This window comes from Sphingobacterium anhuiense, from assembly GCF_042686355.1.
GTDB lineage: Bacteria > Bacteroidota > Bacteroidia > Sphingobacteriales > Sphingobacteriaceae > Sphingobacterium > Sphingobacterium anhuiense.
Genome location: NZ_JBHUPE010000004.1, coordinates 1,231,876 through 1,244,502, shown reverse-complemented (window position 1 = coordinate 1,244,502; position 12,627 = coordinate 1,231,876). Strand labels below are relative to the sequence as shown.

General features: G+C 35.4%; 11 protein-coding genes. 10 read left to right on the top strand and 1 reads right to left on the bottom strand.

From position 1 onward, the window contains the following. The first annotated feature begins 78 nt into the window (after window positions 1-78). Both ACFS6I_RS11040 and ACFS6I_RS11035 read left to right on the top strand, forming a co-directional pair. The gene (locus ACFS6I_RS11040) at window positions 79-2,382 is read left to right on the top strand and encodes a WG repeat-containing protein (RefSeq protein WP_380920471.1); all 2,304 of its coding nucleotides are present in this window, start codon (window positions 79-81) and stop codon (window positions 2,380-2,382) included. Window positions 2,383-2,435: 53 nt separating this feature from the next. Next, entirely contained in the window at window positions 2,436-4,916 is a 2,481-nt protein-coding gene (locus tag ACFS6I_RS11035; RefSeq protein ID WP_380920469.1) for a WG repeat-containing protein, read from the top strand. 74 nt (window positions 4,917-4,990) lie between these two features. Here the strand turns inward: ACFS6I_RS11035 and ACFS6I_RS11030 are convergent, their stop codons facing one another. After that, complete coding sequence (locus ACFS6I_RS11030; RefSeq protein ID WP_380920467.1) at window positions 4,991-5,371, bottom strand: VOC family protein; 381 nt, start codon at window positions 5,369-5,371, stop codon at window positions 4,991-4,993. 604 nt (window positions 5,372-5,975) lie between these two features. Here ACFS6I_RS11030 and ACFS6I_RS11025 point away from each other — a divergent pair. From ACFS6I_RS11025 to ACFS6I_RS10990, 8 genes are all read left to right on the top strand, one after another. Next, on the top strand, window positions 5,976-6,866 hold the full coding sequence (locus ACFS6I_RS11025) for a hypothetical protein (RefSeq protein WP_380920465.1): 891 nt from the start codon (window positions 5,976-5,978) through the stop codon (window positions 6,864-6,866). A gap of 7 nt (window positions 6,867-6,873) precedes the next feature. Beyond that, window positions 6,874-7,602: a hypothetical protein gene (locus tag ACFS6I_RS11020; protein WP_380920463.1), complete on the top strand. Its 729-nt coding sequence runs from the start codon at window positions 6,874-6,876 to the stop codon at window positions 7,600-7,602. A gap of 10 nt (window positions 7,603-7,612) precedes the next feature. After that, a complete protein-coding gene (locus ACFS6I_RS11015) occupies window positions 7,613-8,515 on the top strand; it encodes a hypothetical protein (RefSeq protein WP_380920461.1) in 903 nt (300 codons plus the stop codon). Between the two features lie 15 nt (window positions 8,516-8,530). Continuing rightward, window positions 8,531-9,376 carry a hypothetical protein gene (locus ACFS6I_RS11010; RefSeq protein ID WP_380920459.1) on the top strand — a complete coding sequence of 282 codons (846 nt, stop codon included), beginning with the start codon at window positions 8,531-8,533 and terminating at the stop codon, window positions 9,374-9,376. A 31-nt stretch (window positions 9,377-9,407) separates the two neighbouring features. Then, complete coding sequence (locus tag ACFS6I_RS11005) at window positions 9,408-10,187, top strand: hypothetical protein (protein WP_380920457.1); 780 nt, start codon at window positions 9,408-9,410, stop codon at window positions 10,185-10,187. Further along, window positions 10,187-11,083: a hypothetical protein gene (locus ACFS6I_RS11000; RefSeq protein ID WP_380920455.1), complete on the top strand. Its 897-nt coding sequence runs from the start codon at window positions 10,187-10,189 to the stop codon at window positions 11,081-11,083. Before ACFS6I_RS11005 ends, ACFS6I_RS11000 begins: the two co-directional genes overlap by 1 nt. A gap of 42 nt (window positions 11,084-11,125) precedes the next feature. Continuing rightward, entirely contained in the window at window positions 11,126-11,749 is a 624-nt protein-coding gene (locus tag ACFS6I_RS10995) for a hypothetical protein (RefSeq protein WP_380920453.1), read from the top strand. Between the two features lie 73 nt (window positions 11,750-11,822). Continuing rightward, complete coding sequence (locus tag ACFS6I_RS10990) at window positions 11,823-12,602, top strand: hypothetical protein (protein WP_380920451.1); 780 nt, start codon at window positions 11,823-11,825, stop codon at window positions 12,600-12,602. The last annotated feature ends 25 nt before the right edge of the window (window positions 12,603-12,627 follow it).

The window sequence follows — 12,627 nt, the reverse complement described above, 5'->3', positions numbered from 1 at the left end:
TTAAAAGAATAAAATTAGCGGATTTCAGGGGTGTATTTTTCGGTTTAAAATCTAGATATTTGGAGAAACGGGTTATAAATGAAGCATATTCTTATTTTTTCACTCTTATTATCAACTGTTTTCGGTTTTTCGCAAACCGTTCAGACTGTAGATGCGATAGGCTTCGGAGGGTCCATGTCTCCATTAGTAAAAGTCAAAAAAGATAGAAAAGAATATTTTTATCATCTGGATGGCAATCATTTCATAGATGATGTGGAAGAACATGATGCAGATCTATTTGTTGTAGTCAAGAATGGACATTATGGTGTCTTGAACGATAAGGGTGACATGGTCATTCCTATTGATTATGATGAAATTGAGCTCGCGACGGAATATGAAGGACAGTGGTATGCAGGGATACCATACGATTATAAATACATCATTTTAAAAAAAGATGGTAAAACCGGAGTCGCTGATGATAAGGGCAACATCATTATTCCCTTGAAATTTCAGAATGCCACAGTTATTAATAAAAATAGTATTGGAATTGCCAAAAATAATCTTTGGGGCTGGGCTTCAGCCTCTGATGGTAAATTAGTACATGAGCCTGAATATGAATATACCACAAAATTTTTTTCTGACGAGTATGTGGAGGTTCGCACGGCGGATAAAAGTGGACTCGCCAAAGCTAGCGGGCAAGTCATCATCCCGGTCGAGTATGATGACTATTTAAGGTATATCGTAGGGGGGCAGCAGACCTATATTGAAGGGACCAAAAATAAAGAGCTGTATCTAATGGATACTACAGGTACGATATTACTTTCAGGAAATACGGCCTATAAAGTAATTGAAGGATCAAAGCTCTTGATTTTTAAGCAAAAAGACTTGTTTGGAGTTATTGATCCAAATACCCAAAAAGTTATTATATCGCCTGTATTTGAATCATTGGATCCTTTTATTAGAAATCTGGGAATAGCCAAAAAATCCGGTAAATACGGAGTGGTTGATATGCAGGGAAAAACACTTTTGGATTTTCAATTTGAGGAAATTAGATTTTTGGCGGCAAATGGCCATCATAAATATGACACTGGCTCCGATGCATTAACCCAGAAAATGTTGGCCAGAAAACCTCCAGAAGATGTGAGGTTGAGGTTAATTCATGAGCAGCAGATAAACCAGGCACCCTATTTTATAGAAGTCACGAAGGCTGGAAAAAAAGGACTGTACACTTGGAACGGAAAAACAATTATCCCCTGTGGTAAATACAAGAATATACAATTTCACTATTACAATGGTAAGTCATTCTTTCTTGTAGACTCCGAACAAAAATCTGGAATTGTGGATGAAACTGGAACCGAAATATTGCCAGTACAATACAGATTTAATGATTCTTATCAATATTCCAAAGCAGCAGTACAAAACGAATTCGATCTCGCTAATCGTTTTATTGTATTCTCAGAAGGAAAAGAAGAAGGAAGTATTGCATTAAAAATTGGATTGTTTGATCTGGATCAAAACAAGATTATTTTTGCAGCGCATGAACAGTATATTACATTACTGAATCATCGATTCTTTCTACTGCGGAAACTGATTGCCGATTATGATTACGAGTTTTTACTCTATGATATCAAACAACGTAAGCTTCGTAAATTAGGCGCTGATATTACCGACGTACATGTGGTGAATGACAGTTTTCTGCAGATCGAAACGAAAGAAGGTGTTTATCAACTGACCACTTTTGATGGTGCCAAGATCTATGCTAATCCATCGTGGAAGGTAGAGGGTAATTATCATCTCATTCGTTTCCCCAACTATAATAAGCATGCTTTGAGTGGGTTTTATTTTGGACTGAAAAAAATATATGCAGGAGAAGGAAATCTTTTTATTGATACCTTAGGCCAGGAGAAAAGATTTACAGACATTGATCAAGTTGATTGTTTTTACGATGGATATGCTGTTGCAGCAAAGAAGGTCACAAATAAAGAAGCTCCAAGTGGATTCAAATACCTGAAAGGAATGATTGATTTGAAAGGTAAAACAGTCGTTCCATTTGAGTATGATGAGGTGTATGCCGTTGGCACAGATGCTGAAATGTTAGTTTTTGCTAGAAAAGATAACCAAATGCTAGTACGACGAAACGGTACGGTTATTTTAGGAGCAGAATACCATGATATAGAGACAAGTAGTGCATATCCAAATTTTACCTTTGCGAAAGGGGGCAAGTATGGATTGGCAGATTGGTCTGGTAATATCCTTGTAGCACCTCTATATGACGATATTCGTAGGAATTATGAAGGAGATCAAAAAACCTGGCCCTTACTGGTAAAAGAAGGAGACTGGTATTACTTCGTGGGGAAAAATGGTCAAAAGTATGCCATAAAAGCAAAAAAACGCTCTTTTTAATCTAAATATAATCGCTTATGACATCATTTTCATCATATTTAAAATACAAGAATTTGAATTTTGTACTTACTGCATGCTGTTTTGCCGCAACACTTTATTTTTCACATCCTGCAGCAGCACAAATAAGCAGTTCTTATGTTGAAGCTGATCGTATGGCACCTTTTAGAAATGGCTTTGCGAAAATAATAGATAAAGGTCAGGTTTATTATATTAATGTGCAGGGGGAGAAAATCGAACTTGCAGAAACTACACCTGTAGGTTTTAACGATGCGTATTCAGTACAGGATTATCAACGTGAAATTAATGATGAAGCAGATTTTCTTCCAAAAACTGTATTGAAGTCTCTGAAAAATGGAAAAATCGGAATTATATCGCCAAAAGGAGATATTTTGTTAGCAGCAGACTATGATGATATTGACATCGAATATCGGCAGTTCTGGAAAGTAAAGCGCAATGGAAAGGTAAGCTTATTTTTAGCAGATAAAACTTTCTTACCTTATTTCGAGGATATCGGATATCTAGATGGTGAATATTTTGATGTTAAACAAAATGGGAAATGGTATTTATACAGTAAATCGCAAAATAAAGTAACGACCAGTCAGGGCTATGATGCATTTGATTATTGTGGGGGATGTGGCAATGGTTCAACCTATGTATATGCACAGCAAAATGGTAAGTGGGGAGTAATGGATTGGAATGAAAAAGTGCTCGTTCCATTTAAATACGAGCATGCACATTGGAATATGAGGAGTGATAAGTGGGTGGCTTCCTTTTCAAAAAATGGACAACCGCTTATCATACATATACCATCAAAAAGAGAGTTTATTGATGCCAAAATAGTAACGGGGGTTTTGCTTGTAAAAGAAAATAACAAGTATGGTGTATACGGGCAGGACGGTGATCTGAAAATACCATTTGATTTCGACAATATCGAACTGCCTAACGATAATTCATATTTAGGCTATTATGGAGACTATCTGTTGACCACAAAACAACATAAAAAAGGAATTTCAGACTTATCAGGGGCAGTTATTATACCAAATGAATATGATGAAATAAAAGTATACGACGATTATTTTGTTGTTAAAAAAGAGCAGAAGTCTTATCTGATGGATAAGACGCGGAAGGTGCTTTTCGAAGTTGAGAATGGAGAAATAACACATGTCAATGATTACTTTTACTCATCCGGCAGTAATAACTTAGCCACTTTTAAGATTAAAAAAGGGGCATATTATGGTTTGTATTTTGCCAGCACAAACACCTATCTTGAGCCACAATATTATAAGATTGATCTTTTTAAGTTTAAGAACAACGAACCAAAAAAGCAATATATCATTACGGAGAAAAATAAAATCTCTAGCCTATTTGATCAAGATGGACACTTATTGTTAAGCGACTTTGAAGGGATTTCCGAACTTTATGATGCGCCGGAAAATCTGATGACATTCATCAAAAATGGACAAATGGGCATTTACGATTTAGATACAAGAAAGGAAATCATTCCACCCGTTTACGATAGCTTTATTATGGGGAAATTTGGGAATAGAAACCTTATAAAAGCAAACAATGTCCGGAAAAAAGAGGCAGATGATATGGATAATCAGAGTAGTGATCTGTATGATCTTGAAGGAAAAAAGATATTACAGATAGCTATTCAACGAATAGACACCATAGGAGTTAAATACTGTTTAATAAAAGATATAAAAGGAAAATACCTTTTAATCAATATGGATAACATGGAGCTGCAGGAGTTTGATTATCAATCTGTTTATCCGATTAATAATCCTAATCTTCTATTGGTGTCGAAAGATGACAAAACCGGGGTCCTATATGATATTAAGACAAAAAAAGAATTCAAAGGAGCATATAGTTTAACCTATGTAAAAGAAGGTTATCTACCTCAGGATCCAGGTAAGGAAACGGTGATCTTGCCCTATAAAGGTGACATGGCTTTGCTGTACAATGAAAAAGGATATGGTTATATCAATAATATGGGAAAGGTGATCGTTTCACCGAAATATGTCTGGGCATTTGATTTCAGAGGTGATGCAGCCATGGTCTGTCAATCAGAAAACTCAGACAGCCGTGCATCGGTGTTTAAAATGGGTTTTATCGATAAAAAAGGAGCGCTGATCTTTCCGTTAATATATGATCTCACAAATTCAAGGCTAAACCACGAAGAATCTGTTTTTATTAATAATTCAGTCTTTTTACCAAAAGTAAACGGTTATGAATATCTGTATGGACTGGGAGATCTTAACAGCGGAAAAGAGGTGCTGTCAGTTGAATACACCCAGATTCGGGCCCTTCAGAATGGAACTTATTTCCTGCTTCAAAAAAATAACAAATTTGGCATATCGGATTCGAAAGGAAACATCATAGTACCAATTGAATTCGAAGAAATCTTATTTGATGCACCTACCTTTTTCGACTCATCTTCAGATACGAAACAAGAAGTGTTCCCTCTATTGGTTTATCGGGACGGAGTCTGGAAATATATTGATGAAAAAGGCAATTACCTCAAAATCCAATAGATTTGCAGTTGATTGATATATAGGCCTTGCAACAAAAAATGTATTGCAATTAAAACTGCAATACAGCTCTTTCTTTAGCTGATTGTTTGGTGTAAAGCAATTCTATTCCCTTCGCTATCTTCAAATTCGGCAACTACAAAACCTAGTTTGTCGTTGACAGTTTTTGGATATAATATTTTTCCGCCCTCCGAAATCACTTTTTCAAGTGTTGCATCCATGTTCTCTGTTTTAAAATAAATAATGATACCTTTTTTAGTTGGTACATAAGCATCGCCTTTGGCTAGAGCACCAGAAATACCACGACTGGATTCCTTAAAAGGAAACAGAGACATTTCATACCCATCTATGATTTCTTTTTCAAATTTAAAATTGAAAACTGCAGTGTAAAATTTCTCCGCACGACTTAGATCGTGAACAGGAATTTCAAAGTAGATAACCGGATTTGTTTCGTGCATGGGAATGTTTTGATTATTAGCAGAATGACAAGAAATCATCGAAATAAGACATACAAATAGAACGCCATTAATGAATAAAAAAGATCGCATAAGTCATTTTATCTTACAGGTACTAAAGTTACATAATCTTAGGAACAAAATTAACACATCGGTTAAGATTAGACAAATATGGTCAACATCTTTATATATTGTACAAATAGGAGTTGGTAGATACATTTTTCACATGGGAAGCTCAAAAGATGCACGCTTGCTATCTCAAGGATTTCATCTATAGCATCATGTTTAACGATGCCGCATTATTAAAATTAATGCGATCAACGATCATGTTTTTCTTGTTCCAAATAAACTTTAGCGGTGTACCAACGATGATCTTGTAAAGATCATCGTCTTAATATTTCCAATCGATAGGGCAAATGTAGTCAGACTGTTATATCTTTCTCTATAGGAAAGATTGGGTAGATTATAAATACCGATGTGCTTCTCAGGAAATTAAATATGATCCACAGGCTGAACACTTCTTATAAATACATATATTTGCAGTAAGCTATTAATTTATTACGTATTACCGTTTATTTTTAACCATAATTTTAAGAAGACAGATGTTATGAAAAGGAATCTTGCTATTTTTTTAACAGTACTTACTTTTTTTTGTTTCATTCGAAAAGTAGAAGCACAATATTTATTAGAAAAATCTTTTGTAATTGGCTATCCGGTTAATGCTAGCAACCAAGTTGCTTATATAAGCCTACCTAAAGATCTCCCTATTTTTGGAACAATCGAGGTTCAAATAACAGGAGGTTTCAATAGTCAGCTCACTCGTGGTGTATTGACTAAGAATATGGATATAGTTTATGTGGGAACCGCCAACAGCTATTTTAATCAGCAAACTGAGATTGCAGATGCTAGAGGACCGCTAGCGGATCAATGGCACATTGGTGATTTTAACCCTGCTACATCACAGATTCCGATTTACCATTTAGTTTCAACTGGAAATGATATAAATGTTAAGATAAAGATGCACTTAATGCATACAGGGACTATTACTGCTTTTCAAAATGGGATCAGTATTAATTATCCCACTACGGTCGCAAACTCGGTTACACGTTCCTACAAATACTTTAATGATAGTAAAATTGGTATTGGTACCAGTAGTCCTGAATATCGCTTAGATATCGTAGGGACATTACGGGCACATGAAATTTTGGTCAATACTCAAAAGACGGCAGATTTTGTTTTCGAACCAGACTATGACTTACAAAATTTAGATGTAGTAAAAGATTATGTGAAGAAAAATAAACATTTACCAGGTATACAAAGTGCCAAAGAAATGGAAAAGGACGGTATTAATGTAGGTCAGTTTCAAATTGATCTATTGCAAAAAATAGAAGAACTCACATTGCATTTAATTGAAAAGAACGAGGAGATTAAAGCGCTTCATTCTGAAGTAAAGGATCTTAAAAGTGATGTAATGGACCTACAGAAACAAAGAAAATAATAGCAATATGAATTCATTTATAAAAAAAACAATTACAAATGGGGTTTTAAAATATTATGGTACAGCTATAATATTTTGTTTTCCTTTTTTAGCAAGCAGTCAAACTAATAATTTATTTATGGTTGATTCTCGAGATGTTGCTACAGCCCCAGCAGATTATCGTCAAGCATTTAAAGGCTCCTTTAAATTAGGACCATCTCTAGGCATTAATAATGGTGATTACTATTACTCCGTATTAGGCTTAAGAGGTTGGGTGGATGATTCAGGGGGAAGTGCACATGAATTAGCTTTCTCCAATGGTAGCGTTTTATATAGGACAGGATTTGAATCTAGTGGTTGGTCTTCTTGGCGTAAGGTATTGATCGAAGATAAAAACGGTTTTGTTGGTATCGGTACAACTACACCATTAGCTAAGTTATCAGTTAATGGAAATATTTTAGCAAACGAAATAAAAATTAAAACGAATATAGAAGTACCAGATTATGTATTTGATCCGAATTATCAGCTGCCAAAATTATCCACTATTGAAGAGTACGTGAAAACACATCGGCATCTTCCAGAGATACCGTCTGCAAATGAAATCCAAAAAGATGGGGTTGATTTAACTCAAATGAATCTGACATTATTAAAGAAAGTTGAAGAATTGACTTTACACGCCATTGATAATGAGAAAAAAAGAAAAGAGTTGGAAGATAAAGTGTTACAACTGGAGAAAATAGTATTAAATAAAAAATAATCTACATACTATGAAAAATACTTTTTTGATCTTAATAGGAATGCTATTAACGCAAAGTTCAATGGCTCAACAAGAACAAGTCATTCCTCCTTCCAATGGTACAGTAGCATCTCTAGAAAAGAATCTCTTGTTTTACGCAGATCGAAAATTTACGGTTACACAGTCCGGTAGTGCACAGTTACCAGTTCACAGGCTATTCGATGGTAATATGGAACCTGTTTATACGGAAAACGGTATCAATCCCAGCAATCCCTATGTTCTTTTGATTGAAAATCTTCCAAGTAATCACACGCAACGAGGTGCATGGATCGGTTGGAGTACACGCTATTTCCAAGCAAAGCGTTTTAAAGTAGAGATTTCTGAGAGTGGGTCTAATCAATGGAAAATTGTTGCAGACGTAAGTAATTATGATAAAAGCTATTATATTACTCCAGTTATCGGAACGTTTGTGAATAAAATTAGATTTACAGTTTATGAAACAGTTCAGGACCAGAATATTTTAGGGTTATCAGAATTTTTCTTTATACATCCTGAAGCAACTCAGGCATATGACAATTTATTCGTTAAATACAATTCAAATGGTTTTGTTGGTATTGGTACAAACAATCCACAAGAAGAGCTATCTGTTAAGGGAAAAATTCGTGCCCATGAAATCAAAGTAGAAACTTCCAACTGGCCAGATTATGTATTTAAACCCGAATACCAATTACCTAGCTTGACTGAAACAGAAAAGTTTATCAAAGAAAATGGTCATTTACCCGAAATACCAAAAGCATCAGAAGTAGAAGCGAATGGACTTTCCTTAGGGGAAATAAATAACTTGATGATGAAAAAAATCGAAGAACTGACATTGCATTTAATTGAGCAGCAGAAACAGATTAAAGTATTAGAAAACAAGTTAGAAAGCAAATAGAGCAGTTTATAACGTATGAAAAAAATAATTTTATTCTTATCGCTATTGTTTATAAGTCAAGTGGCAATCTCTCAGTATGTCCAAAGTGTGGCAAATACAAACGGAACAGGCTGGAGAAGAATTGCCTACATTGAAACTGCCAATAAGAGAGGTTTTGGTAAAGTAACTATCTATACACCGGGCGGTGTAAGCCGGCCTATTTATACTGATATTTATTGGTATTCAGATTGGTCAAATCAATACAATCTTAAAGTTGAAAACCTCATTGATGACGCTTCTTACTGGGAATCATTTCGAATTACTGAAGATGCAACAAAGGCTTATCTGGAAGTGAATTTTAAGACCGCCATTGAAAATCTGACAGTGCTAGTCGATGATTATGCCTATTTCATGGCCAAGCCGTATTCTGGTATTCTGCCCAATGGCGGAGGTACAGTATGCACGGAGATCCGTAATGCCCGCTTTAATATTGCCAATCAGTTGTTAATGAATGAAGTTGGTAATGTTGGTATTGGTACCACTGGGCTTATGACTGCAAAACTCGCCGTTAACGGATTGATTCGGGGTAAGGAGATAAAAGTGGAAACAACTAATTTCTGGCCAGATTACGTATTCAAACCCGAATATCAATTGCCCAGCCTTAGTGAAACAGAACAGTTCATAAATGAGAATGGACATTTACCTGAAATCCCAAAAGCTAGCGAAATAGAATCAGATGGTATCCCGTTAGGTAAAATGAATACTCTTCTTTTAAAGAAAGTAGAAGAACTGACATTGCACCTTATTGAAAAAGATAAAGAAATTACTGAAATTAATAAAGTGCTGAAGAAATTGCTACAAGAGAAAAGCCAAGATCAATAAACCACTTCCAAAAATAAAAGCTAATCAAATTATGGAGCCAAAAAAAATACTAGCACTTTGTGCCATGGCCTTTTGTTTTTATACCGTTCAGGCCCAGAATGTATTCCCTCCAGGCGGAAATACAGGTATAGGTATTTCAAATCCGGAGAGTCTATTACATATTCGTACCAATGGTACAGCAGCTTATCCCTCAAAGACAAGCCGCGGTAATATTATGCAACTATTTCAGGCAGATAATAACGATCTGGAAATAGGGGTGGGGAATGGTATTAATACACGGAAAGCATGGATTTTAGCGAGACACCTCAGTATTCCCGAATATGGAGAACATTACTCTACGCTTCATTTACAACCTCAGATGGATGTCATGGAGTTTTATAGAGGAGTTGCAATAGGATATTTACCCAGTTCAGATGTCCCGTATGGAGTAGGCTTAGCTGTGGCAGGCAATGTTGGTATTGGTACAACTACCCCTTTAGCAAAGCTATCGGTGAATGGTAATATCCTAGCGACGGAGATAAAAATAAAAACAAATATTGAAGTACCGGATTATGTTTTTGACCCTAGCTATCAGCTCCCTAAATTAGCCACTATTGAAGATTATGTAAAAAAACACAGGCATCTTCCAGAAATCCCATCAGCAGCTGAAATTCAAAAAGAAGGAGTTGATCTTACACAGATGAATCTGTCCTTATTGAAAAAAGTGGAAGAATTGACGTTGCATCTAATTGAAAAGGAAAAACAATTGACCCAACAGGAACAACGTATTTCCGAAATTGAAAATAGCCTAAAAAAGATAAATAACCGATAATGAAAAAAATAGTATACCTTATTTTCTGTTTAATATTCAGCATCTTCTCTTTGTATGCACAAGAAAAATCTGCTCCTGCCTCATTTTATATCCATTTAAATTTAGTCACTCCCGGTAATACAGATTATACAGAAGGTGTTATTTTATTGCACGAAATATATAATGGCGTTAACATTAATGAAAATTTTGTTATTGGAAAACTAATGGCCAAACGTGGCACGACCTATAGTGGCAATAGGTTGAATATTGTAGATATCAATTCCAAATCGGCCTATACAGAAACATATGCTGGTATAACAACGGTTAATTATCATCAAGGAAATGACTGGGAGCTGATCACATGTACGTATCTGGGTAAAAAATATTTAGCACTAAAAGTTCCTTACAGTGTAGCGCATCATGATACAGGATTTTTCTTTGAGGGCTGGGCGCAATCAACATCCGAACGCTTAAAGTATATTGCCACAGTAACGAATGGTGTAGTATTGAATCAGGAAGTTCATGGTTCCATATTGCCTTATGTATCCAATAGTTATCAAAAAATGGATTATGCCAATGTAAATTTCACTGGAAATGTGGGGATTGGAACTATGGCACCACAGGAAAAACTTGTGGTCAAAGGAAAGATCATCGCAGAGGAAATTAAAGTTCAAGCAGTCAAATGGCCCGATTATGTATTCAAACCCGAATATAAATTACCAAGCTTGAGCGAAACAGAACAGTTTATTAAAGCAAATGGACATTTACCCGATGTTCCTAATGCAACAGATGTCGAAACAAATGGCGTATCACTTGGAGAAATGAATAAGATTCTATTAAAGAAAGTTGAAGAGTTGACATTACATTTAATTCAGCAACAGAAGCAGATTAAAGAATTACAAAGTAAGGAGAAGTAAAGAATTACTTTCTTGATGTCCATAAATTAACAACCAATTTCAATGAAAAAAACAATTATTTTATTATTCTTAGTTCTAGCGGTTATAACCGCATATGCGCAGACTCCAGAATTTAGATACAACGGGGCCGCTGATGTGATTTTCTCCTATCCACAGCATGGATCTGGTGGGCGTGCATTTGTTCATGAAGGAAATAATGTGTTGACAATTAATTACGCAGGAGACTTTTCCAATGGAGTAAAAATAGGTAATTATTTATGGATCGCAAACGATGGTACATTAATTACATTAGGTAATGTTGGTATTGGTACAACGACCCCAAAAGCTAAATTATCTGTCAATGGCAATATCCTAGCGACGGAGATAAAAATAAAAACAAATATCGAAGTACCGGATTATGTTTTTGATCCCAGTTATCAGCTCCCCAAATTGGCGGCTATTGAAGATTATGTGAAAAAACACAGGCATCTTCCAGAAATACCATCTGCAGCGGAGATTCAAAAAGAAGGAGTTGACTTAACACAGATGAATCTATCCTTATTGAAGAAAGTGGAAGAATTAACGTTGCATCTGATTGAAAAGGAAAAAGAAATCGAAAAACTAAAAATAAATCAGGAAGCTGGCTTCTTAGAGTTATCTAAACGGTTAGATAGAATGGAAAAGTAGCATATAAATGATTCTATTTTTAACCTCGTTTTCCATTTAATTTATAAATAACCACTAAATTTTTAAATTCATTATGTCTAAATATTTTACTTCAGTTTTAATCTTAGGAGCATGTTTATTTTATTCAAATAGCTTCAGTCAGTCCAATACTTTTCCAACAACTGGAGGGGTAGGGATAGGTACCACTTCACCAATTGATCTGTTAAATATACAGGCTGGGAATCAGCGGAAAGGCATTACTATTCAAGGAGACGGTGATGTCGATACTTATTCAGATGTAAGCTTTTATGTGAATAATTTTGATATTATACCGCAGGGTAAACCAATCTCATGGTTAATCAGTTATCGGAAAGATGCTCATTTTTCAGGTGCTAAGGATGGAATGTCAATGGAGTTTTATGCAATAAAAAAAGGGGGTGGTTATTTAGCTCCTTTAAGCTTTAAACCAAATGGTGATGTTATTTTGGCTTCACCTCAGCAAGCACAAAGTGGCAATGTCGGTATTGGAATAGTCGATCCTAAGGAAAAACTTGTTGTCAAAGGAAAGATTATCGCAGAGGAAATCAAAGTCCAGGCAGTCAATTGGCCCGATTACGTTTTCAAACCCGAATATCAGTTACAGAGCTTGAGCGAAACAGAACAGTTTATTAAAGCAAACGGGCATCTACCCGATGTGCCCAAGGCAACAGATGCCGAAGCGAATGGCGTATCACTTGGAGAAATGAATGAGATTCTACTAAAGAAAGTTGAAGAATTAACACTGCATCTTATTGAAAAAGACCAAGAGGTTAAACAGCAAAATCAACGAATTGCAGAGATCGAAACGATACTAAATAAATATCAACTCAAATAATGCACCCCGACATAAATTTTTGAAT